Source organism: Pseudomonas sp. GW821-FHT01A09, assembly GCF_058986725.1.
On record NZ_JBYSWB010000014.1, the window covers coordinates 114,193 to 135,723 of the forward strand.

Genomic DNA, 21,531 nt, shown 5'->3' on the forward strand with positions numbered 1-21,531 from the left:
TAGCATAACCAAAACGTCAGAACAGCTGTCGAGGAAAAATCGGCCGGCAGGTTTCATCTGGTCATGGGTGGTGAAGCATCTCCCACGGGCCCAGTGGGAGCCAGGCGTGCCCGCGAAGAGGCCGGTGCCGGCAGCCCGGTTTCGCCCATCAGCCCCCGAACTGCCCGTACTCGGCGCGTTTGCGGCCATTGTGCTTGGCCAGATACAGCAGCTCGTCGACTTTCTCGACAAAACTCAGCGCGTGGGCCTGCTGCCCTGGAACGATAGTCCCCACCCCCAGGCTCACCGTCAGCCAGCTCGATACCTGCGAGCGTTCATGGGGGATCTGCGCCTGGCGAATCAGCTGCTGACACTTGTTGGCGACTTCCCGGGCCGACGCGGCATCGGTCTCGGGCAGCACCCAGACGAACTCCTCGCCGCCCATGCGGGCAATGAAATCCAGTGGCCGATTGGCCGCCAGGCTGAGCGTCTGCGCGACCCGTTTGAGGCACTCGTCGCCCTTCATGTGGCCGTAGCAATCGTTGTACTGCTTGAAATAATCGATGTCCGCCAGAATCAGCGAAATCGGCTTCTGGCTGCGCTGCGCCTGGGCCCATTCGCGCTCCAGCACCTTGTCGAGCATGCGCCGGTTGGCGATGCCGGTCAGGCCGTCGCTGAAGGAAAACTCTTCCAGTTGCTTCTGCAGCTTGAGCAGATGCTCCTCGGTGGCCTTGCGCTCGCTGATATCGAACATGAAGCCCACCAGCGCCTCGACCTTGCCCTCCTTGCGGATCACATGGACCACGTCGCGGATCCACACGTAGCCGCCGTCCTTGGTCAGCGCCCGGTAGTCGGCCTCGTGGTCGACGCCGGCCTGGGACTGGGTCACGCAGAACTCCACGACGTAATCCCGATCGCCTGGGTGCATGCGCTCGACCCAGTCATTGATACCCACCCAGCTTTCGGGCGTCCAGCCCAACAGCGCCTCGATCTGCGGGCCGACGTAGGTGAAGGTCATGGTCTCCCAGTCGATGCGCCAAGGAATGGCCTTGGTGGATTCGAGCAGGGTCTTGTAGACGTCGCCGTCAGCTTCGGGAGGGAGGTTGGCCATGGGTGCGCTTCGGTCAAGGAGGAGGGACAGTGCTAGATAGCATGGTGCCACTAGTGGAGATTTGCGCAAGCCCCTCCCTTCGCAACGGACGAACGGCCAGCCGACAGCCCACGCCGATGAAAGTTGCTCATGTGGCCACGGAGCTGCTGAAACCATCCTCCGAATGCAGTATTGTTACAACCATTGTCAATAATCAGCGGCCTGAAAGGTTCAGGCGGTCGTTCAAAGCGTAGAGGGTGTCATGGGTCACGAAAGCCTTAACTGGGACAAACTGGGGTTCGATTACATCAAGACCGATCTGCGCTACCTGTCGCACTGGAAGGACGGCGAGTGGCAGGCCGGCAACCTGGTCGAAGACAACGTGCTGCATATCAGCGAAGGCTCCACCGCCTTGCATTACGGTCAGCAATGCTTCGAGGGCCTCAAGGCCTACCGCTGCAAGGACGGTTCGATCACCCTGTTCCGCCCCGATCAGAACGCCCTGCGCATGGCTCGCAGCTGCCATCGCACCCTGATGCCGGAAGTGCCGACCGAGATGTTCATCGATGCCTGCAAGCAGGTAGTAAAGGCCAACGAGCATTTCATTCCTCCCTATGGCACCGGCGGCGCGCTGTATCTGCGCCCGTTCGTCATCGGCGTGGGTGACAACATCGGCGTGCGTACCGCCCCTGAATTCATCTTCTCGGTGTTCTGCATCCCGGTCGGCCCCTACTTCAAGGGCGGCATGAAGCCGCACAACTTCCAGATCTCCAGCTACGACCGTGCCGCGCCCAACGGCACCGGCGCCGCCAAGGTCGGTGGCAACTACGCTGCCAGCCTGCTGCCAGGTTCGGCCGCCAAGAAAGCCAACTTCGCCGATTGCATCTACCTCGATCCGCAGACCCACACCAAGATCGAGGAAGTCGGTTCGGCCAACTTCTTCGGCATCACCGCCAACAACGAATTCGTCACGCCGAAATCGCCATCGGTCCTGCCGGGCATCACCCGCCTGTCGCTGATCGAGCTGGCGCAATCGCGCCTGGGCCTGACCGTGATCGAAGGCGACGTGTTCATCGACAAGATCGACCAGTTCGTCGAAGCCGGCGCCTGCGGCACCGCAGCGGTGATCTCGCCGATCGGCGGCATCGAGTACAACGGCAAAATGCACGTGTTCTACAGCGAGACCGAAGTCGGCCCGGTAACCCAGCGTCTGTACAAAGAGCTGACCGGCGTACAGACCGGCGACATCGAAGGCCCGGCAGGCTGGATCGTCAAGGTCTAACAGGCTCCTGCGGGACCAGGACCCATCCACGGTGCAAGCGGTGGATGGGTTTTTTTTTGACCGGCGGTTTATGGCGTAACGCCATAAGTGCTTAAGCCAGGGCATTGCGCGCCGATACAGCGGTTGAGAAAGTCTGCCAGCCAGCGCTGGCAACACAGGGATGTGGCAAGCGACTCCACCCTAAAGAGCACTGCCCATGTCCAAATCCCTGCGTCTGCAAATACTCGCCTTGCTGGGCACCAGCCTGGCGCTGGTGCTGCTCATAGCACTGGCCTGTTTCTACTTCCTGTCGAACAACGTTCAGGCCTATCGCGGTCTGCTCAACGGTCCGTTGCAAGCGTCAGAGCTGGTGAACGAAGCCGATATGCAATTCAAGGTGCAGGTGCAGGAGTGGAAAAACGTGCTGTTGCGTGGCAAGCAGCCCGCCGAGCTGGCCAAATACTGGGGGCAGTTCGAAGAGCGCGAGCGCAGCGTGCAGGACATTCTGCAGCGTCTGAACGCCCTCGATGGCGCCGTCAGTGTCAAGCCGCAGATCGAGCAGTTGCTGGTGGAGCACCGGACCCTGGGCGTGGCCTACCGCAAGGGCCGGGACGCCTTTCTGGCAGCCGGCGCCGATCCAGCGGCGGGGGACGTGGCGGTGAAGGGCGTCGACCGCGCCACCAGCGACAAGATGGCCGAGCTGGTCACCCGTTTGCATGATCAAGCCAGCGCCCAGTCCACCGTGATCAGCGCCGCGGCGTCCAATACCATTCTGATCGGTACCCTGGTGATGCTGGCTTCGGCGCTGGTGATCGCCTTGTTCAGCCTGTGGCTGGTCAACCGCAATCTGATCCGGCCCATCTCGCTGTTGATCGACTACGTCGCGCGTCTGAGCCAGGGGAAGTTCGGTGATCGCGTCGATGCCAGCCGCCGTGACGAGCTTGGCCGTCTGGCCGTTGCCGCCAACACGTTGCGCGACTTCCTTGCCGATACCTTCACTCGCCTCAAACGCAGCACCACCGACCTGGACAGCGCCAGCGGCGAGCTCAATGCCATCGCCAGCCTGATGTCCCGTGGCCACCTGATCAGTTCGACCGAACCGATCAGGTGGCCACGGCGATGAACGAAATGTCCGCGACCGCTCAGGAAGTGGCCCGCCACGCCGGCGAGGCGGCGCAAGCGGCCGACGAGGCCGATCGCTCGGCGCAGGAGGGCGGCCAGGTGATGCAAGCGACCATTCGCACCATTACCGCCATGCGCGGCGAAATCGGCAGCACCGCGCAAGTCATCCGTCGCCTGGAAGCGGACAGCGACCGCATCGGCAAAGTCCTCGAGGTGATTCGCGGGATCGCCGAGCAGACCAACCTGCTGGCCCTTAACGCCGCTATCGAAGCCGCCCGGGCTGGGGACGCCGGCCGCGGCTTCGCGGTGGTCGCCGACGAAGTGCGTACGCTGGCCCAGCGCACCGCGGCCTCGACTGCGGAGATCCATCAGATCATCGATTCGGTACAGACCGGCGCCAGCGACGCCGTGCTGGCGATCGAATCGGGTGCGCAGCGCAGTCAGGATGGCGTCGAGCAAGTGGAGCAGGCAGGCGCGACTTTGCAGCGCATCACTGCGGCGGTCGAGGCGATTCGCGACATGAATCGCCAGATCGCCACGGCGGCGGAAGAGCAGACCTCGGTGGCCGAGGATATCTCGCGCAATCTCAGCGAGCTGACCACCATCGCCAGCACCAATCAGGACAACGTCCGCCGCACGGAGATAGCCAGCAAGAACCTGCATGAGCTGTCGGGCGGCTTGAACGATGTGATTTCGCGTTTGAGTGCGTGAGCGTAGAAGGGTGAGCGGCGCCACGGCGCCACTCATCCGCGCTTGCGGATCACCATGCGCTGAATGCGCTTGCCGGACGCTTCGCTGAGGTCCTCGCGGTCCAGCAGTACCCGGTGGCCCAGGCACTCCTGCAGGATCAGCGACTTGTCGAAGGCCGAATACAGCCGCCGGTGCTGATCGCGCTTGGCGCTGCCGGCCATCACCCGCCAACTGATGTACAGCGCGCCACCGGGCACCAGCAGGTCGAGCATGCGCGCCACCGAAGGACGGATCAGGGCCAGGTCGAGGTGCATGATCACCGACTCGCACAGAATGTTCTGAAAACGCTCGCTGACGATGTCGGCCAGATCGGGCAGCGACGACAGCTCGAAGCGCAGGTCGGGGTAGCGATAGCGGGCGTGGTCCAGCAACAGATCGCTGGCGTCGTAGCCGATGGTGTCGAAGCCGGCGTTGTTGAGCCACGCGACATCACGGCCCGCACCGCAGCCGATATCGGCGGTGAGCCCCGGGGTAAAGAAGGTTGTCAGCAGCGTGTACAGATCGCTCGGTTGCGGTTGCTCGTGCCAATGCTGGGCGAAGGGCTTGGCGTACACGTTGTACGCGTTGAGGGTGTCGACATCCATGGCACATCTCCAGACAGGCTTTGGACTAAAACCTGTTGCTGAATGTGCCAGTATTCGGCCGGCGACCGCAAGGGGCATTCGGGTTTCAGCGTTGATACCTGGCAGTTCCCGCCGGCCCCTTCGCGGGCAAGCCTTGCTCCCAGCGGGATGCGGAAGTGGGAGCAGGGTTTGCCCGCGAAGAGGCCATCCGCCTCAACGGAGATTTTGGCTCAGAACCTGGACGCGAAGAACATCCGGATACTGTCGAACAAACGATGCAGCCAGCCGCCTTCAGGCGTCTCGGCCAAGGTGACCAGTGGCCGCGAAACCAGCTTGTCGGTGCCGTCGAAGACGTCATAACTGCCCACCACGGTGCCCACCGGCAAAGGCGCGACCAGCTCGGGGTTGAGATTGACGTGGGCGTTGAAGTTCTGATGGCTGCGGCGCGGCAGGGTCATGACCAGGTCGCTGGCCAGGCCGACAGGCACGGTATCGGCGGCACCTTTCCATACATGCGGTTGCGCAAGGATCGCCCGGCCGTTCTGCAGCTTGGCGTTCTCATAGAAACGGAAGCCATAGGTCAACAGGGTCTCGGTGTCCGAGGCACGGTTGGCCATGCTGGTGGAGCCGAACACGGCGGTGATCAGACGTTCGCCGTTGCGCACCGCCGAGGTCACCATGCAATAGCCCGCGGCGTCGGTATGGCCGGTCTTGAGGCCATCGACCGAGGCATCGCGCCACAGCAGCAGGTTACGGTTCGGTTGGCGAATACCGCCCCAGGTGAAGTACTTGTTGGCATACAGCGGGTAATAGGCCGGCTCGTCGCGAATGATCGCCTGGGCCAGCACCGCCATGTCGTGGGCCGACGAGTAGTGATCGTCGATGGGCAGGCCGGTGGGGTTCATGAAGTGCGAGTTAGTCATGCCCAGCTTTTGCGCGGTCTGGTTCATCATGCCGGCGAAGGCATCCTCGCTGCCGGCGATGCGTTCGGAGAGCGCCACGGCGGCGTCGTTGCCGGAATCGATCACCACGCCGTGCATCAGGTCGTCGACGCTGATCTGGCTGTTGGGGGTGATGAACATTCGCGAGCCGCCGGTGCGCCAGGCGTTGTCGCTGATGGTGACCTTGTCGTCCGGCTTGAGGCGGCCGGCCATGAGCTCATGGGTGGTGATGTACACCGTCATCAACTTGGTCAGGCTCGCTGGGGGCAGACGCTCGTCGGCATTCTGGCTGCTGATGATGGTGCCGGTGGTGGCATCCATCATCACCCAGGAGCGCGCGCCCAGCTGGGGCGGTGCCGGAATCATCGGCTCGGCGCTGCGCATCGTTGCGGAGACGGGGCCGTCAGCCCAGACCAGAGGAGTGATGGCGGCACAGGCGAGGGCGAGGGTCAACGGCAGCAAGCGAAAGGTCACGGACGGCGGGCCTTGAGTGAATATGAAAAAAAGGTCGCACACGTTAGGCCAGAGCCAGCGGCCACTCAACGGGGGCGAGATTAAATAAAAGTTACTGGACGCCGTGCGGGGCTTCGGTCATGCCGCGGCTTGCAGGCGATAGCCACCGTCGCGCAGGGTTTGCAGGGTGGGGGCGCCGGGGCCGGCAAGCTTGCGTCGCAAGCGCTCGATGTGAACTTCGATGATGTGTTTGCCGGGGTCGAAGGGGTAGCCCCAGACCTGCTCGAAGAGCATGGTGCTGGTGACCCGCTGGCCGATATTGCGCAGCAGAAACGCCAGCAGCTTGAACTCCGAGGGCAGCAGCTCCAGCGCCTGGCCGTGGTGTGTGGCCCGCTGGGTATCGAGCTCCAGGTGCAAGGGGCCGCTGACCAGCCGGGCGGGCGGGTTGCCATCCTCGCCGCGGCGCTGCAGCATTGCCAGCCGCGCGGCCAGCTCGCCACTGGTGAAAGGCTTGGTCAGGTAATCGTTGCCTGCATTGCGCAGGTCCTCGACGCTGGCATCGACGCCATCGGGTGCACTGAGCATGAGGATGGGGGTGTGGATGTCCTGCTTGCGCAGGGTGTCGACGATGGTCAGGCCGTCGATGTCCGGCAAGCGCCGCGCCAGCACGATACTGTCGTAGCCGCCGGCCACGGCCATGGCCAGGCCGGTCGAGCCATTGTCGGCGCAGCGCACGCTGAAACCGTGCCCCTTGAGCTCCGCCATGACGGCCTGAGCCGTGACCTCATCCTGTTCGATTACCAACGCGCACTTCATCTACGGCTCCGCATTGTCTGCCGCCGGCGGAACAGCCCTCCGGCAGGCCACTCCCGTGGGTGACCCTGTCATCAGCCTAGGGTTGCGGGCTCTATCGGTAAATTAACTAATCTTTAATGCCTGTGGGCGGCGATTTGACAACGGCCTGGCGCTGGCCTAAACCTTCACTTCTCCGAGAAGTTGTATCTGCAGTCCTGGTTCGCCAGATGGACGTGGTTTCCCTTTACGTTCCGATCGACTGCAGGAGCGCCGTCATGGCCGATCCCGTATTTGCACTGCAAGACCTTCGCGTTTCCGGGTGGGGCGACAGCCGCACCGCACAGAATTGGATCACTACCAGCCTCAATCAACCGGCGCCCCTGGCACGCGGTTATCTGTGGTGGTTCGAGGCGCTGTCGCAACGGGTGCGGCTGACCGCCGACTACAATCAGGGGCTGTCCGGCGACACCATCGCCGAGTTGTGGAATCGCTTGCAGAACGACACACCCAACGCTCGCGGGGTCAAGCCCAGCCAGGTGGTAGCGGGTACGGCGGTGCTGCATATCGGTACCAACAGCGTCAACGGCGGGCTGGCGGTGACCACCATGATGAGCACCTACCTGCAGGTGCTGAACTGGCTGGTGACGCGCGGTTTCAAGGTGATGGTCATCAGCGAATGGCCACGGGGTGGTGACGGCGCCAACAGCGGCCTGCTGACGCCCAACAATCAAAAGCTCATGTACGGTTTTGTCGAGGCCTTGCGCCGCCTGCGCGGCCTGCAGAACGTCTGGGTGGTGGATGTCTGGCCGCGTACCGCGGACCCTGCGCGCACCGACTGTAGGCCGCTGCCGAACATGCTCAACCCCGATGACCTGCACAACAGCCCCGGAATCGCCTTTATCACCGGCCTGGAACTGGCGCGAGTGGCACGGGACGAAATGGCCCTGCCGCGCTACAAGCTGTGCCCCGCCAGCAACGGCGATCAGTACGACGCGACGCTGAATGCCAAGGGCTGCCTCAACACCAACCCCATGCTGGTGCTGGGCGCAGGTGGGACCTTGGGCTCGGGTGCCAGCGGCCAGGTCCCCGAGGGTTACACCCTGAGCGCCTCGGCAGGGCTGACGGTGGCAGGCAGCTTCGTCACCGTGCCAATCGACGGCAACCCGCGCGCGGCCTATCGGATGGTGGTCAGCGGCACGCCCACCGGCAACAACGCCTCGGCGCTGCTGCGCCAGACCGGCATGCTTCCCAAGGTGCTGGCCAACGATGTGTTGGAAGCCGGGTACGAGGTGTCGGTGAGTGCCGGCCACGTCAACTTCGCCGCGCCTGGCCTGCTGCTCGATACCAGCGTCGCTGCGACGCGGGCCCATGGCGGGCTGACCATCAGCGGCGACCGGCAAATGGCCAGTCAGGCGGTGCAGGGGTTTTATGCGGTCCCGCGCAGCTGCGAGTATCCGGTCGGGGCCAGCTTGCCGAGCCAGCTCAACCTGGAATTGCGCCCCTATTTCACGCTGGCCGGGGTGGCGTCAGCGGTGACGATCGATCTGCTGAGCTGCTGGGTGCGCAAGAAGTAGACAGCTGCCGGGGGAATGACCGAACGCCACTGCTGCGTGGCGATAATTTACTTCCCCGGCCTTTGGGTATAGCGTTTGGCGTCCATGGGCCAAGCGCTGGGGTGGTAGATGAAGTTGTCTGGGCATCTGACAATACTGATCAGCCTAATGCTCTTGGGGCTGTCGCTGAGCTCGGCGGCCTGGGCAGGTTGGCAGGTGGCGCTGCCCAATGCGCACCTGCTCGGGGCCGGGGATTTTCGCAAGTTCGGCTTTCTGGTCTATACCGCGCGGCTCTACACGCCCGCCACCCGCCTGGACGACAACACGCCCTTCGCCCTGGAATTGACCTACCACCGGTCGATCAAGAGCGCCGCGCTGGTGGACGCCAGCATCAATGAAATCAAGCGTATCCAGGGCAGCACCGTCAGCGCCGAGCAGTTGCAACGCTGGCGTGAACAGATGCAGCAGTCTTTCATCGATGTGGAGCAAGGCAGCCAGCTGACCGGCGTGTTTCTACCGGGGCAGGGCGCGCAGTTCTACGTCGGCGATCAGCTCAAGAGCGAAATCAAGGACCTGGCCTACGCCAAGGCGTTCTTCGCCATCTGGCTCGATCCGCGCAGCCGCGACCCGGACCTGCGTGCGCAGTTGCTGGGCACGAGCAAAGACTAGCAAGCGATTTTTTCGGTATTCAAGGAGCGCCTTAATATGTCATCCGAACCCTTGCCACTGGCCCTGCTGGTGCCCATGCCAGACAGCGTCGTGCAGCGTTTGCAGCAGCGTTTCGAGGTGCTGAACCCCGCAGCCGAGGCACTCACCGACGCTCAGTCCGCCCGCGTGCAGGTGGTACTGAGCAACGGCTCGCGCGGTTTGAGCGCTGCCGAGATGGACGCCATGCCGGCGCTGCGGATCGCGAGTGCGATGGGCGCCGGCCACGAGAACATCGACCATCGACATGCCGTGCGGCGCGGTATCGCCGTGACCCACGGTGGCGGTGCCAACGCCGATATCGTCGCCGACCATGCCATGGCGCTGTTGGGCGCGGTGGTGCGGCGTATCTCGCAGATGGACCGTCTGGCCCGGGCCGGCTGCGATCGCAATACCCTGCCCAGCGATCCGGGCCTGCATCGGCGGCGCCTGGGTCTGGTGGGGGCCGGTCATATCGGCCGCTGCCTGGCCAGACGGGCGAGCGGCTATGACATGGAAATCGCCTACCACAGCCGCAATCCCGTGGCGGATTGGCCGCCGCGCTACTTCGACGACCTGAGCGCTCTGGCCCGGTGGTGCGACTTTCTGGTGGTGGCGGTGCCGGGTGGCGCCGCGACCTTGCACCTGATCGACACGCCGATACTGGAGGCGCTGGGGCCAGAGGGGTATCTGGTGAACGTCGGCCGCGGCTCGGTGGTCGACACCCGTGCATTGGCGGCGGCACTGCGCGAGGGAAGCATTGCCGGAGCGGCGCTGGACGTCTATGAGAGCGAGCCCGGGCCGCCGCTGGAATTGGTCGCGTTCGAGAATCTGGTGCTCACCCCGCATATCGCCGGGCGCTCAGACTCGGCTTGGGCCGGGCAGACGGAGCTGTTCATCAATAACGTCGAGCGCTATCTGGCGGGGCAGGCGACCGTCAATACCGTGGTGTGATGGGGCCGCTGTAGCGAGGGGGCTCGCCCCCGAAACACTGTATGAGCTACCCGACATTTGCCGATACCGGCTATCGGGGGCAAGCCCCCTCGCTACAGGGGTGCGGTGCGGTTATCGCGTCACCTTGATATGCCTTTTAATTCTTGAATGCGATAAAAAGATTATTTTTAATAATATTTAATCTCCCTTAAATTGCCTCCCGTCGCCAGCGGTCCACCGCAACGAGCCCATGAGGGGCTCATGTCCATCCGGATGTACGGCAAGCCATCGCTTGCCTTCGAGCCCCAGCAGAAACTCAAGACTTTCATGTCTGCACTGGAGCATCGAGCATGAACACCTCTTCACGGCTGGCAATGGCCATCGCCCTCGGCATCGCCGCCCAACAAGCGGGCGCCGCCGGTTTCATCGACGACAGCAAGGCCACGCTTAGCCTGAAAAACCTCGACTTGTCCAACGACATCCGCGAGAGCCAAGGCAAGGTCGGCAATAGCGCCTACAGCGGCCAGGTGCATAACTGGGGCCAAGCATTCGTGCTCAAGGTGCAGTCCGGCTATACCGAAGGTACCGTCGGTTTCGGCCTGGATGCATTGGGCACCTACGCGGTGCGGCTGGACGGCGGCGGCAAGGTCGGCAAGGCCGGCGAAGACCGTAGCCCCGGCAACCTGTTTCCTACCGATGGTGGCCATGATGCCGACCAGTTCGGGCGTCTGGGGCTGACCGGCAAGGTCCGCTTCGCCAAGACCGAGGTCAAGACCGGCACCCTGATCCCCAACCTGCCGATCCTCGTGCCCAACGATGGCCGCCTGCTGCCGCAGACCTTCGAAGGCACCCAGTTCACCAGTAAGGACATCGACCACCTGACCTTCACAGGCGGCCTGATCGAACACGCCGTGGGTCGTGCATCGACCAACAGCACCGGCCTGGCGGTGAGTGGCGGGACACAGCAAAGCAACAAGTTCTGGTTTGCCGGTGGCGATTACGCGGTCACCAAGAGCCTTACCGCGCAGTACTACTACGCCAACCTCGAAGACTACTACACCCAGCATTTCGCCGGCCTGACCCACATCTGGGCCATCGACGCCAGCCAGTCGTTCAAGACCGACCTGCGGTTCTTCCACACCGGCTCCGATGGCGCCAACGGCAGCGCCTCTGGCCGCGCCGAAGGCTACAAGACCAGCGGTTATGCGCGCACCCCGGGCGAGATCCAGAACAACACCTGGAGTGCATCGTTCACCTACGCGCTGGGCGGCCACAGCTTCATGGCCGGCCATCAGCGGGTCTCCGAAGGCAGCAACTTCGTGCAGCTCAACCAGGGCAGCCTGGTCAATGAAGGCGCTGGCGGCGGCACCACCTACCTGATCACCGACCGCTTGATCTCCAACTTCGCCCGCGCCGGTGAAAACACCAGCTTCGCTCAGTACATCTATGACTTCGCAGGGCTGGGCCTGCCGGGTCTGAAGTTCTCGACCATCTACCTCAACGGGCAGAACATCAAGGCCACCGCCGGTGGCGATCAGAACGAGTGGGAACGCGACATTGCGCTGGATTACGTCATCCAGGACGGTACCTTCAAAGGCCTCGGCATCGGCGTGCGCAACGGATCGTTCCGCAGCAACGCCACGGGCGCCAGCGATATCGACCACAACCGCTTGATCCTCACCTATCAGGTGGCGTTGTTCTAGCAGCGGCGTGCGGGGCCACGAGGTCTCGCCAGCCATATACAAGCAACTGCTGCTTTCAATCGCGTCCGGGTCGTCTGCCTGAATGCACGCCGCTGCGCTCGAGAGATTGGCGCCGGTCTCAATGCTCGAGGTGGGGGGCCTGGAGCGCCACTGGGGTGGTGATGTCGCGAACCTCGGTGCGGGCCTCCTGCTGACCGCGCAGACAGTCCAACGCCACCTTGGCGGCGGCACGCACGTGGTCGACCGAGGCCTGGTGCGCGGCCAGGGCATCACCGCTCTTGATCGCCGCGACGATGCGCTGCAGCTCTTCATGGCTGGCCCGGCGGCGGCTTTGCTGGGACGCCGATGTCGCCCGCAGGTAGCTGATGCGCGCGTGCAACTGGCGAAGCTGGGTGGCGGCGACCTTGTTGCCGGCGCCTTCGAACAGCAGATCGTACAATCCTTGAAGCGAACGCAGGAGCTCCTGCGGCTGATGTTCTTCGAGGGCCAGGCGATGGACCTCCAGGGCCTTTTCCAGCGCGCGGATGTCCTTGGCCTTGGCGTTGAGGGTGAACAACTGAACGATCAAGCCCTCCAGTACGCAGCGCAGTTCGTAGATGTCGCGGGCGTCGGCCAGGCTGATGATCGCCACGCTCGGGCCCTTGGCATCGGCGAACTCCACCAGACCTTCCGATTCGAGGTGGCGCAGGGCTTCACGCACCGAAGTGCGGCTCACGCCCAGGCGTTCGCACAGGTCGCGCTCCACCAGGCGGTCGCCGGGCAGCAGCTGAAAATTCATGATTGCGTCGCGCAGTTTGTCCAGCACGATTTCGCGCAGGGTGACGGGGTTGCGATTGACCTTGAAGCTATCGTCGAGTGGCAGGCGTTTCATCGGGTCCGCTCTTGGGGTGACTGTGCTGTGCAGAAAACGGCAACAAGCGCCGTTCGGGGCGCTTGTCGCGTGGCAGCTTACCACGCGTCCGTCAGCACAATGCCGGCAGCGTGCCGAGTTTGCCGCGGTGGTAGATCATCGGGGTAACCGGCTCGGCCGGCAGGATCAGGTTGGTCACCTTGCCGACCATAATGGCGTGATCGCCGCCGTCGTACTCGCGCCATAACTCGCACTCGATGATCGCCGTAGCGCCGTCGAGCAGCGGGTTGCCCAGTTCGCTGAGTTGCCACCCGATTGCCCGGGCCTTGTCCTTGCCCTTGCTGGCAAAAGCATAGGCATGAGCCTGCTGCGGGCCGCTGAGCAAGTGAATGGCAAAGCGCCCGACGCTACGCAACACCGGGTAGGTGTCGGAGCTGTAGCTGGGGCAGAACAACACCAGCGCCGGGTCCAGCGACAGCGCGCTGAAGGCGCTGGCAGTCATACCGACGATTTCGCCCTCGGGATCCAGCGCGGTGACTACCGTCACGCCGGAAGGAAAGCAGGCCATCACTTCTTTATAGAGACTGGGTTCGATCATAGTCAGGTACCTGATAGCGCTTCGTATATGGTCTTATGGTATACCATAAGTTTGCTTGTGCAAGGGCGATTCCTGAGCGAGGGGTGGGCGGCGCTGTGGTGGCTGCGGGTCGGAAAAGCCTTGTGCTCGCCATGGATCCGGCTACCCTCCATGCCTTGCCATCTATCGCCTGTGGAATTGCCTTTGATCACGTTGCATCCCATCACCGATGCCACTCCGTCTGCCGCCGCTGTCAGCTGCACCACCTGCGCTGCCAAATGCTGCCGGCTGGAAGTGATGTTGATCACCGATACCGGGGTGCCGCAGCGCTTTATCGAGGTCGATGACTGGGGCTCGGAAACCATGGCGCGGCTTGACGACGGCTGGTGCGCGGCACTTGACCGCCGCACCATGAGCTGCAGCATCTACCAGCAGCGGCCACTGATCTGTCGGGAGTTCGAGATGGGCGGCGAAGACTGCCTGGAAGAACGCCAGGCGCCTTGATGAATCTTTCCGTTCGCGCGCTCGCGGTGCCTGCAAGATAGCGGCGTGGGCGCTATGATCGGTGCACGCTCATCGCCCGAAGGCTCTATCTCGACATGAAACTGCTCATTGCCGCGCTGTCCCTGCTGTTTTCGCCGCTGCTGCTCGCGCAACCCTCCCTGCAGGGAGATCTTGCGCTCAAATACCTCGAACAGCCCGGTAACGGCCAGCCCGACCAGCCATTGGTGATCCTGTTGCACGGCTACGGCAGCAACGAGGCGGACCTGTTCAGCCTCAAGGACGATTTGCCCCAAGGCTATACCTACCTCTCCGTGCAGGCGCCGATGCAGATCAGCCAGGACGGTTACCAGTGGTTCACCCCCAATCGTGAAGCGCCCGAGTACGACGGGCTGGGCGGCGACGTCAACAGCAGCGAGGCGCGTATCGTGGCGTTCATCAAGGCCGCGGTCGCCAAGTACCACACCCGAGCGGATCTGGTGACTCTGGTGGGCTTTAGCCAGGGCGCGATCATGAGCTATCAGGTAGCGCTGCATGATCCCCAGAGCATCGGCGCGATGGCAGCCTTGAGCGGCAAGCTGCTGCCGCCGCTGCGGTCCAGGATGAAGGCTGATCCGCAGTACGCCAAGGTGCGCTTCTTTATCGGTCATGGCACGGCGGATAACGTGTTGCCGGTGGCCAGTGCTACCCAGGCCGACGAGAGCCTGCGGGCGATTGGCATTACCCCGCAGATTCATCTGTATCCGGGGTTGCGCCATTCGATCAGCGAGGCTGAGGTGAGTGATTTGCGGGATTGGTTGCAGGCTCGGTAATCAATCAACAACCCTGTAGCGAGGGGCTTGCCCCCGATACGGTATCTCAATCACCCGATAGGCGGCTGACACACCGTATCGGGGGCAAGCCCCCTCGCTACAGTGTGATGCCGGTCAATGGGCCACCGACTTGAACCCCGCGCGCCGCGCCTGCAGCACCGTCACCCAGACCACCGCCAGCAGCAATGCCGCGACCCAGGGCAGGCTGTGGGTGCCTTGGCCGTGCAGCAGCACACCACCCACCACGCCGCCGCCGGCGATACCCAGATTCCAGGTGGTGACCAGCATCGCCTGGGCGACATCGGCGGCGCGTTCGCCGACTTTGGCGCAGGCAGTCTGCAACAGCGTCGCGGCACCGCCGAAGGCCAGGCCCCAGACCACCGTCAAGGCATACACCGCCACCGCGCTCTGGCTCCACAGCGCCAGAGCCAGGCTGGCAGCAATGAACATCGCCGTGGTCACCAGGGTCAATTCCCGCAGCCAGCGATCGATCAACATGCCGATCAAGGTGATGCCCGCCAGCGCCGAGGCACCGAAGACCAGCAGCACGATGCCGATTTGCGCGTTCAGGCCCGACGGCGCCAGCAGCGGGGCGATGTAGGTGTAGAGGATATTGTGCGCGAGGACGAAACCCAGGGTCGCCACCAGCACGGCCTTGACCCCCGCGATCCGCCACACGGCGCCTAGCGAGAAGGTCTCGGCCGATGGCTGACCGGCGAAGTCCGGCACCTTGATCCGCACCCATAGCAGCAGCGCGACCGTCATCACCGACATGCAGATGAAGGTGGTCTGCCAGCCGGCCAGGGTGCCCAGCAAGGTCCCGGCGGGAATGCCCAAAGTGAGCGCCAGCGGTGTGCCGACCATGGCTACGGCGATCGCGCGACCCTTGAGCGGCGCAGCCACCATGCGCGCCGCGTAACCCGCCAGCAGCGCCCAGACCAACCCGGCGAACACCCCGGCAAAGAAGCGCGCCACCAGCGTCAGCGGGTACCAGGTGGACAGCGCGGTGACGGTGTTGACCACGGCAAAGCCACCGATGGCGATCATCAGCAGCGGTCGGCGCCGCCAGCCCTGGGTCATCAGGGTCAGCGGAATGGCCGCCAACAACGAGCCCAGTGCATAGAGCGTCACCAGCTGCCCCACCAGCGCTTCGGAAACCTGCAGGCTCTGGCCCATCTGCGGCATCAGGCCGGCGGGCAGTGCTTCGGTGAGGATGGTGATGAAGCCGGCCATGGCCAAGGCCAGCAGGCCGGTCCAAGGCAAACGGGTTGCGGCGACGGACTGCTCGACAGCGTCGCGGGGGAATTCCTGTGAAATGGTCATGGCTGCCAGTCCCTTGTCGTGAAGGGCGCCATCTTGACGCCTCGCGAGCCTGAGAAAAACGGTCCCGAGGTCCGATCATTGCGGCCACCACCGTCCGTAAAAAGGCCGCAGCGCCCCCTGCCGCCAGACGGTATCGTCCGCCCACTAGCGGCGCTCTTGAAATATCTGCTAACGTATTCGTCAATTAGATGGCGTAATTATGAAAAAAGTAAAAAATCGTCAATATCCCGACTTTTTCTGCCTTGCAGGGTGTGAGCCGATGCTGACCAGGAGGTCAGGGCGAGCCAATTTTGTTGTTCGGGGAGGGGATTCATGGAGATTTCACGTCGCAAGATTCTCGCGGGGATGGCGCTCACCGGCGTGTTGGCTCCCGCTGGCTACTTCGCCGCCAAACGTTATAAAGCCTATCGGGACAAGGACCTGACCCCAGACGCCCCCACGGTCGAGCTGGCCGACGCCAGGATGCAGCATCTAAGCAGCCAATTGCGCGGCATCTGGCTGCTCGACGTCAGCGGCATGCCAGCCCTGGACGGGCTGCCCACCAGCGATGTGCAGATGTTCCTTGATGTCGCCGAGCGGGGCCGGGGGCTGTCCGGTTACGTCGACTCCGCGGCCAATCTGCGCACTGCGCAAGAGCCGCGCTATCGAATACTGGGTGACATGGTCGACGCCTCGGTGCAGGAAATCCGCTGGCGCCTGCTCGATCGTGAATCACCACGGCGGGTAGTGGCCTATGAGTTCGTCTCGCAATTGAATGAACAGTGGGCGAGCTTCGGGGTGGCCGACGCCGACACCATGACCGGCGAGTTGCACACCCTGGATCCGAACAAGCCGTCCAATGGCAAGGTCGCGAACTTCGTCGCGCGCAAGCAGCCGTTCCCCGAGTCCCGCGATCGCCTGCCCGTCGCGCCGGGCTTGCTGGCCTGGGGCATCACCCCGCAAAAACGCCTGGAGCACCAACTGTGGCACTTCTCCCGGGACAAATGGCACCTGTTGTCCAATGATCGGCGCGAGGCCCTGCGGGCGCTGGGCTGGCAGCCCGGGCCACGTAACGCCGAGCGCGATGCCCGTGGGCGAACCAAGGACCACAACGGCTCCGGTGAAGATTTCTTCTTTATGCATCGTTACATGCTGACCACCGCGCGCACCTATCAGGACCTGCCGTCCTGGCGGCATTTCCCCGTGCCACCGCCCGCCGCGGTACAGGACTGGGTCGGCTTCGCGCGCTTCTACGACAACCATGGCGGCTGTTGTGTGCCACCGACCTGGCAGATCCCCGACGATCAGACCTACAGCGTCGGCATGGGCCTGGTGAAAAGCCCCGAAACCTTCTACAGCAATTTTCAGGTCTGGGAATCGCGCTATCGTGACCCGCAATACCTGGCCAAGCTGACCCTGGCGCAGTTCGGCTCCGAGCTCGAACTGAGCCTGCACGACTGGCTGCACATGTGCTGGTCGAGCGTGCCGCGCAACCCTGCCACGGGTGAGCCGGTGCCAGCGGCGCGCGATCCCTCGGATTTCGCCGAGCATTGGTTCGCCCGCGAGAACGATTTCCTCGGCGATCCGTTTTCTTCCCACCTCAACCCGACGTTCTGGCGCCTGCACGGCTGGATCGACGACCGTGTCGAGGACTGGTTCGACGCCCATGAGCGAGCGCACCCAGGCCAGGTGGTGCGCCGCGAAGTACGGGGCGTGCCCTGGTTCGCCACCGGCCCCTGGGTGATGGTGGACGAACCGTGGCTGGGGTCCACGACCCATGGTTGTGGCAATGAACTGACCGTCAGCAACGAGGCCGACGCCAGTGAAGTGGAGGTGATGAAGCTGGCCCTGCATATCGCCGCCGATGACGACAAGCACATTGGTGATGCCGTCTCCAGGGCACCGCATCGACCTTACTATGCGCGGCGCCTGCCGACTGCCAAGGTATAATACTGGCTAAAAGCTACGTAGTGGCTGTAAGCCCCGTCCTAGCAGGCTTACAGCTATGCTTAATAGACGAAATGTGCTTGTTTAGTTTTCATGTACAGGTATCGTACAACGTACTGGCGCCCGGTCCGTCGTGGTGCCTGTCCGGGAGCGAGTCGTATGTTTTTCGCCAATAACAAGCAAGGCATGATTGATCTCAAGCGCGATGTGGCCCTGCAGCGCAGTCTGCTGCAAGCCATCGATCGCGCCATGGCGGTGATCGAGTTCGACGTGGACGGTCGGATTCTTCAAGCCAACGGTAATTTCCTCAAGACCATGGGCTACAACGCCGACCAGGTGAACGGACATCACCATCGGATGTTTTGCGAGTCCAAATACGCCAACAGCCCTGAGTACGCTCGTTTGTGGACGCGCCTGGCCGCGGGCGAGTTCGTTGTCGGTACCTTCGAACGCATCGATGCCAAAGGCCGCAAAGTGTGGCTCGAAGCGAGTTATAACCCGGTGCTGGACGACGCTGGGCGAGTGTCCAAGGTGGTCAAGTACGCCACTGACGTGACGGCGCGTATCGAGGCCGAGCACGAGGCCGAAGGCAAACTCAAGGCCATCGACCGCGCCATGGCGGTCATCGAGTTCAAGCTCGACGGCACGGTGATCACCGCCAATGACAATTTCCTGCGGACCATGGGCTACGGCCTCAAGGACGTGCAGGGCAAGCATCACCGTACCTTCTGCGCCCCAGACTTGGCGGCGAGCAAGGAATACCAGGATTTCTGGAAGCGCCTCAATCAGGGTGAGCTGTTCAGCGGCCAGTTCGAGCGCCGCAACCGTCAGGGCCAGCCAGTGTGGCTGGAGGCCAACTACAACCCGGTGTACGACGCCAGTGGCCGGCTCGACAAGATCGTCAAGTTCGCCACCGACATCACCGCGCAGGTCACCCGCCACGACCAGGACTCCCACAGCGCCTCCCAGGCGTGGCGGATTTCGGTAGAGACGCAAAAGGTGGCGGAGCAGGGCACCGAGGTGATTCGCCAGGCGGCGCAGGAGATGCGCAATATCGCCAGCGACATCGATACCTCGTCCGGGATGCTCGACGCTTTGGGGCAGTTGTCCGAGCAGATCAGCGCCATCGTCAGCACCATCCGCAGCATCGCCGACCAGACCAACCTGCTGGCGCTCAACGCCGCCATCGAGGCGGCGCGGGCGGGCGAACAGGGCCGAGGTTTCGCCGTGGTCGCCGATGAAGTGCGGCAACTGGCCGGGCGTACGGCGGGCTCCACGGCGGAGGTGTCGGCGATGGTCGAAAGCATTCAGCGCGAAACTCGTCAGACCATCACCAGTATGGATGCCACCCGCGAGCGTGCTGGCAATAGCGTGCAACTGGCCGACCAGGCGGCGGACGTGATCCTGAAGATTTTCCAGGGCACGGGGCAGGCGGTGGATGCCGTGAGCATGTTCGCCAATGACCGCAAGGTGGGGGCGTAACGGGTTTGAAACAGCACGCTGGCTATCCCTTTGATGAAGGGGGCCAGCACGCTGGAGGGTCTTCATAGGCGCAGACGATGGTGAGTCAATTGATCCTCAGAATAACTTTTGTGCGGCCATGCCGGGAGCATCAGCCGTCGGGTTACTGATGCGGCAACGGGTACTTTTAACCCAAGCGCTCGCGAACTTCCTCGCCACCTACTTCCTTAAGAGGGTCAAGAGGGAAACCGGCTTGTAGCGCGCCGGCTATCATGTCCTTTCCCGCCCGGGAGGTTTTGCCGTCAGGTTGTTCATATTCGAGGATATAGTCCCGGACTGTTTCTGCCACTGTCCTGCTGAACGCCGCTTTATCTATATTGAATTGTTCAGCTAAACTATAATACTTGAGCTTGCCCAGAATGTTATACATTACCCCTTCCGTAAGCCCAGTTTTGTGAAGGGTTCCCTTAAGAAACGTATTGATCGCCTCGTTAGCCCGCGTTCGCTCACCACTGTTCTTGCCATCTTTTCGATGAACGGATATTTCGATTTGGTCTTTCAATGTCCTAAGGTTTTGTAGCAGGCGTTGGCGTACAGTCGTTCCGGATTGACCGGTGACGCTGGAGGCATTAGTGACACTATTGCTTGTGGTCAGTGTACTGCTGGCAACGGTAAGCTGGGTTTTTCCCGTCGGTACGGTCGACCTTCCGTTGACGCCGGGATGGTTAGTCAGGGTCGACGTACTGTTCGCAGTTGTTTTCAATGCGCTACTGATGGCGCCAGAGCTGTTGGTCTGCTCCCCTAACTCGACACTTATCTCCATAGTTCGGAAGCGGTTGCTCAAGGCTGAAACGATTGTACCGGGCATATCGGATTCTCCGTAGACAAGCACGGCATTTTAGGTGTCCCTACTCTTTGGCTCTGTAAGGAAGCGCTCCCTCAGGCGAAATTGGCTGCGCGCATCAGGTGTTCGGAAGGGATTTGGGTTATGAAGCCGCCGACCTACCGAATCGGCCTGGGGCGCGGAGGGCTGAGCGTGTAACCCGCGCACAGGGATAAACACTGCCCGGCAGATGCAGTAAGCTTGCGCGGTTAACCCTCGCACAAGGCTTGTACTCATGGATCTGCGTCAACTGGAAGCCTTCGCGGCGGTCATGTCAGCGGGCAGTGTCACTGCCGCCGGGAAGATGCTCGGGCGCTCGCAGCCGTCGGTCACGCGGATGATCCAGGAGCTGGAGCAGGAGCTGGGGTTCGCCTTGTTCGAGCGCAGCGGGCCGAAAGTCTCGCCCACGCAAAAAGCCTTCATGATGTATGCCGAGGTCGAGAGCGCGTTGCTGGGGATCCGCAACATCCGCCAGCGCGCTCAGCACATCGCCGTCGATGAAAACCGCCATATCAAACTGGTCGGTATTCCGGCTCTGGCTGCCGGTCTGCTGCCGGCGGCCCTGGCGCGCCTGCCGCAAGCGCTGCGGCCTTATGACATTCAGCTGCACAGCATGTCCCCGGAAAACGTCGTTCAGGCGGTGCTGTCCAAGACCGTCGACCTCGGCGCCGTGAGCCTGCCGCTGGAACACCGCGGGCTGGATATCCACTGGATCGGCGAGGCGCCTTGTGTGGCGGTGCTGGCGGCCGATTCGCCTTTGGCGGCCCATGGCGCGCTGAGCATGGCGCTGCTGGCCAAGCAGACGCTGATCAGCATGTCCAACCCGTACCGCTTTCGGCGGCGCATCGACAAGGCCTTTCAGGACGCCCGCGACACCCCCCCGCATATGCTCGACACCAACACCTCGCTGATCGCCATGCAAATGGCCCGCGCTGGCCTCGGCGTGGCGCTGGTCGACCCGTTCACGGCCCATGGCGTGCCGGTCGATGGCCTGGTGGTGAGGGCGATCGACTGCCACATTCCGTTCTTCTTCGGCCTGATATCGGCGTACGCCAGCCCGCGCTCCGAAGTCACCCAGGCGCTGATCGATGCGCTGGGCGAAACGGCGCGGGATCTGGTGCCCGGCATGGTGATGCACGCCAGCGGGCAGCACGATGCGCTATTGCAGAGCATCTACGCGGAATAGGCGAACGCTTCAAATTCATTTTCGATCTATAAATATGCTTTTTAGGTCTTTGGCAGAATAAAACAGCTCTTTTAGTATGCGTATATCGCATTCATAGCGACCAATCATCCACATATCGTATGAGTGGCGCGCTTTTTGAATGATCGACTCGCTGCAACCTCGTTGCTCAAGCCGATCGCCGCAGG

The 21,531-nt window shown here is 62.8% G+C and carries 20 protein-coding genes; 12 read left to right on the forward strand and 8 right to left on the reverse strand.

Annotated elements, in window-relative coordinates; genetic code table 11:
* Positions 1 to 148 precede the first annotated feature (148 nt).
* Positions 149 to 1,090, reverse strand: coding sequence for a sensor domain-containing diguanylate cyclase (locus tag AC3WJP_RS17250; RefSeq protein WP_493721847.1), 942 nt, complete (start codon positions 1,088 to 1,090; stop codon positions 149 to 151).
* 241 nt (positions 1,091 to 1,331) lie between these two features.
* Here AC3WJP_RS17250 and AC3WJP_RS17255 point away from each other — a divergent pair, with 241 nt between their 5' ends.
* The 3 genes from AC3WJP_RS17255 to AC3WJP_RS17265 all read left to right on the forward strand — a co-directional run bounded on the left by AC3WJP_RS17255 (position 1,332) and on the right by AC3WJP_RS17265 (position 4,163).
* Positions 1,332 to 2,351 carry a branched-chain amino acid aminotransferase gene (locus tag AC3WJP_RS17255; RefSeq protein WP_493721846.1) on the forward strand — a complete coding sequence of 340 codons (1,020 nt, stop codon included), beginning with the start codon at positions 1,332 to 1,334 and terminating at the stop codon, positions 2,349 to 2,351.
* A 196-nt stretch (positions 2,352 to 2,547) separates the two neighbouring features.
* Complete coding sequence (locus AC3WJP_RS17260; RefSeq protein ID WP_493721845.1) at positions 2,548 to 3,453, forward strand: HAMP domain-containing protein; 906 nt, start codon at positions 2,548 to 2,550, stop codon at positions 3,451 to 3,453.
* 101 nt (positions 3,454 to 3,554) lie between these two features.
* On the forward strand, positions 3,555 to 4,163 hold the full coding sequence (locus AC3WJP_RS17265; protein WP_493735682.1) for a methyl-accepting chemotaxis protein: 609 nt from the start codon (positions 3,555 to 3,557) through the stop codon (positions 4,161 to 4,163).
* Positions 4,164 to 4,195: 32 nt separating this feature from the next.
* Here AC3WJP_RS17265 and AC3WJP_RS17270 read toward each other — a convergent pair whose 3' ends face one another.
* From AC3WJP_RS17270 to AC3WJP_RS17280, 3 genes are all read right to left on the reverse strand, one after another.
* Positions 4,196 to 4,786, reverse strand: coding sequence for a class I SAM-dependent methyltransferase (locus AC3WJP_RS17270; protein ID WP_493721843.1), 591 nt, complete (start codon positions 4,784 to 4,786; stop codon positions 4,196 to 4,198).
* Between the two features lie 209 nt (positions 4,787 to 4,995).
* On the reverse strand, positions 4,996 to 6,180 hold the full coding sequence (locus tag AC3WJP_RS17275) for a D-alanyl-D-alanine carboxypeptidase family protein (protein ID WP_493721842.1): 1,185 nt from the start codon (positions 6,178 to 6,180) through the stop codon (positions 4,996 to 4,998).
* Positions 6,181 to 6,297: 117 nt separating this feature from the next.
* Positions 6,298 to 6,975: a response regulator transcription factor gene (locus tag AC3WJP_RS17280; RefSeq protein WP_493721841.1), complete on the reverse strand. Its 678-nt coding sequence runs from the start codon at positions 6,973 to 6,975 to the stop codon at positions 6,298 to 6,300.
* Positions 6,976 to 7,229: 254 nt separating this feature from the next.
* Here AC3WJP_RS17280 and AC3WJP_RS17285 point away from each other — a divergent pair, with 254 nt between their 5' ends.
* The 4 genes from AC3WJP_RS17285 to AC3WJP_RS17300 all read left to right on the forward strand — a co-directional run bounded on the left by AC3WJP_RS17285 (position 7,230) and on the right by AC3WJP_RS17300 (position 11,827).
* Positions 7,230 to 8,528, forward strand: coding sequence for an SGNH/GDSL hydrolase family protein (locus AC3WJP_RS17285; protein ID WP_493721840.1), 1,299 nt, complete (start codon positions 7,230 to 7,232; stop codon positions 8,526 to 8,528).
* Positions 8,529 to 8,675: 147 nt separating this feature from the next.
* The gene (locus tag AC3WJP_RS17290) at positions 8,676 to 9,176 is read left to right on the forward strand and encodes a chalcone isomerase family protein (protein ID WP_493721839.1); all 501 of its coding nucleotides are present in this window, start codon (positions 8,676 to 8,678) and stop codon (positions 9,174 to 9,176) included.
* Between the two features lie 36 nt (positions 9,177 to 9,212).
* The gene (locus AC3WJP_RS17295) at positions 9,213 to 10,145 is read left to right on the forward strand and encodes an NAD(P)-dependent oxidoreductase (RefSeq protein WP_493721838.1); all 933 of its coding nucleotides are present in this window, start codon (positions 9,213 to 9,215) and stop codon (positions 10,143 to 10,145) included.
* Positions 10,146 to 10,474: 329 nt separating this feature from the next.
* Entirely contained in the window at positions 10,475 to 11,827 is a 1,353-nt protein-coding gene (locus AC3WJP_RS17300; RefSeq protein ID WP_493721837.1) for an OprD family outer membrane porin, read from the forward strand.
* A 118-nt stretch (positions 11,828 to 11,945) separates the two neighbouring features.
* Here AC3WJP_RS17300 and AC3WJP_RS17305 read toward each other — a convergent pair whose 3' ends face one another.
* Positions 11,946 to 12,698, reverse strand: a complete 753-nt coding sequence (locus tag AC3WJP_RS17305) for a GntR family transcriptional regulator (protein ID WP_493721836.1) — start codon at positions 12,696 to 12,698, stop codon at positions 11,946 to 11,948.
* 91 nt (positions 12,699 to 12,789) lie between these two features.
* The gene (locus tag AC3WJP_RS17310; protein WP_493721835.1) at positions 12,790 to 13,275 is read right to left on the reverse strand and encodes a flavin reductase family protein; all 486 of its coding nucleotides are present in this window, start codon (positions 13,273 to 13,275) and stop codon (positions 12,790 to 12,792) included.
* A gap of 192 nt (positions 13,276 to 13,467) precedes the next feature.
* Between AC3WJP_RS17310 and AC3WJP_RS17315 the strand changes: the two genes are divergently transcribed.
* Together AC3WJP_RS17315 and AC3WJP_RS17320 are read left to right on the forward strand one after the other, a co-directional pair.
* The gene (locus AC3WJP_RS17315) at positions 13,468 to 13,758 is read left to right on the forward strand and encodes a YkgJ family cysteine cluster protein (RefSeq protein WP_493721948.1); all 291 of its coding nucleotides are present in this window, start codon (positions 13,468 to 13,470) and stop codon (positions 13,756 to 13,758) included.
* 95 nt (positions 13,759 to 13,853) lie between these two features.
* The gene (locus AC3WJP_RS17320) at positions 13,854 to 14,567 is read left to right on the forward strand and encodes an alpha/beta hydrolase (protein ID WP_493721834.1); all 714 of its coding nucleotides are present in this window, start codon (positions 13,854 to 13,856) and stop codon (positions 14,565 to 14,567) included.
* A gap of 114 nt (positions 14,568 to 14,681) precedes the next feature.
* On the opposite strand, the gene AC3WJP_RS17325 is transcribed toward AC3WJP_RS17320, so the two are convergent.
* Positions 14,682 to 15,890 (reverse strand): MFS transporter, encoded by a 1,209-nt coding sequence (locus AC3WJP_RS17325; RefSeq protein ID WP_493721833.1) that lies wholly within the window; start codon positions 15,888 to 15,890, stop codon positions 14,682 to 14,684.
* Between the two features lie 312 nt (positions 15,891 to 16,202).
* Between AC3WJP_RS17325 and pvdP the strand changes: the two genes are divergently transcribed.
* Positions 16,203 to 17,819, forward strand: coding sequence for a pyoverdine maturation tyrosinase PvdP (gene pvdP / locus AC3WJP_RS17330; RefSeq protein WP_493721832.1), 1,617 nt, complete (start codon positions 16,203 to 16,205; stop codon positions 17,817 to 17,819).
* 156 nt (positions 17,820 to 17,975) lie between these two features.
* Complete coding sequence (locus AC3WJP_RS17335; RefSeq protein WP_493735681.1) at positions 17,976 to 19,298, forward strand: methyl-accepting chemotaxis protein; 1,323 nt, start codon at positions 17,976 to 17,978, stop codon at positions 19,296 to 19,298.
* A 166-nt stretch (positions 19,299 to 19,464) separates the two neighbouring features.
* On the opposite strand, the gene AC3WJP_RS17340 is transcribed toward AC3WJP_RS17335, so the two are convergent.
* Positions 19,465 to 20,145: a hypothetical protein gene (locus AC3WJP_RS17340; RefSeq protein ID WP_493721831.1), complete on the reverse strand. Its 681-nt coding sequence runs from the start codon at positions 20,143 to 20,145 to the stop codon at positions 19,465 to 19,467.
* 250 nt (positions 20,146 to 20,395) lie between these two features.
* Between AC3WJP_RS17340 and AC3WJP_RS17345 the strand changes: the two genes are divergently transcribed.
* A complete protein-coding gene (locus tag AC3WJP_RS17345) occupies positions 20,396 to 21,346 on the forward strand; it encodes a LysR family transcriptional regulator (protein ID WP_493721830.1) in 951 nt (316 codons plus the stop codon).
* Positions 21,347 to 21,531 lie beyond the last annotated feature (185 nt).

Bases quoted from the DNA above. Each gene is read 5' to 3' on its own strand.
- AC3WJP_RS17250 (WP_493721847.1), bottom strand. From the start codon at position 1,090: ATGGCCAACCTCCCTCCCGAAGCTGACGGCGACGTCTACAAGACCCTG.
- AC3WJP_RS17270 (WP_493721843.1), bottom strand. From the start codon at position 4,786: ATGGATGTCGACACCCTCAACGCGTACAACGTGTACGCCAAGCCCTTC.
- pvdP (WP_493721832.1), top strand. From the start codon at position 16,203: ATGGAGATTTCACGTCGCAAGATTCTCGCGGGGATGGCGCTCACCGGC.
- AC3WJP_RS17325 (WP_493721833.1), bottom strand. From the start codon at position 15,890: ATGACCATTTCACAGGAATTCCCCCGCGACGCTGTCGAGCAGTCCGTC.
- AC3WJP_RS17260 (WP_493721845.1), top strand. From the start codon at position 2,548: ATGTCCAAATCCCTGCGTCTGCAAATACTCGCCTTGCTGGGCACCAGC.
- AC3WJP_RS17265 (WP_493735682.1), top strand. From the start codon at position 3,555: ATGCAAGCGACCATTCGCACCATTACCGCCATGCGCGGCGAAATCGGC.
- AC3WJP_RS17320 (WP_493721834.1), top strand. From the start codon at position 13,854: ATGAAACTGCTCATTGCCGCGCTGTCCCTGCTGTTTTCGCCGCTGCTG.
- AC3WJP_RS17285 (WP_493721840.1), top strand. From the start codon at position 7,230: ATGGCCGATCCCGTATTTGCACTGCAAGACCTTCGCGTTTCCGGGTGG.
- AC3WJP_RS17290 (WP_493721839.1), top strand. From the start codon at position 8,676: ATGCTCTTGGGGCTGTCGCTGAGCTCGGCGGCCTGGGCAGGTTGGCAG.
- AC3WJP_RS17295 (WP_493721838.1), top strand. From the start codon at position 9,213: ATGTCATCCGAACCCTTGCCACTGGCCCTGCTGGTGCCCATGCCAGAC.
- AC3WJP_RS17345 (WP_493721830.1), top strand. From the start codon at position 20,396: ATGGATCTGCGTCAACTGGAAGCCTTCGCGGCGGTCATGTCAGCGGGC.
- AC3WJP_RS17335 (WP_493735681.1), top strand. From the start codon at position 17,976: ATGTTTTTCGCCAATAACAAGCAAGGCATGATTGATCTCAAGCGCGAT.
- AC3WJP_RS17310 (WP_493721835.1), bottom strand. From the start codon at position 13,275: ATGATCGAACCCAGTCTCTATAAAGAAGTGATGGCCTGCTTTCCTTCC.
- AC3WJP_RS17305 (WP_493721836.1), bottom strand. From the start codon at position 12,698: ATGAAACGCCTGCCACTCGACGATAGCTTCAAGGTCAATCGCAACCCC.
- AC3WJP_RS17340 (WP_493721831.1), bottom strand. From the start codon at position 20,145: ATGCCCGGTACAATCGTTTCAGCCTTGAGCAACCGCTTCCGAACTATG.
- AC3WJP_RS17255 (WP_493721846.1), top strand. From the start codon at position 1,332: ATGGGTCACGAAAGCCTTAACTGGGACAAACTGGGGTTCGATTACATC.
- AC3WJP_RS17300 (WP_493721837.1), top strand. From the start codon at position 10,475: ATGAACACCTCTTCACGGCTGGCAATGGCCATCGCCCTCGGCATCGCC.
- AC3WJP_RS17280 (WP_493721841.1), bottom strand. From the start codon at position 6,975: ATGAAGTGCGCGTTGGTAATCGAACAGGATGAGGTCACGGCTCAGGCC.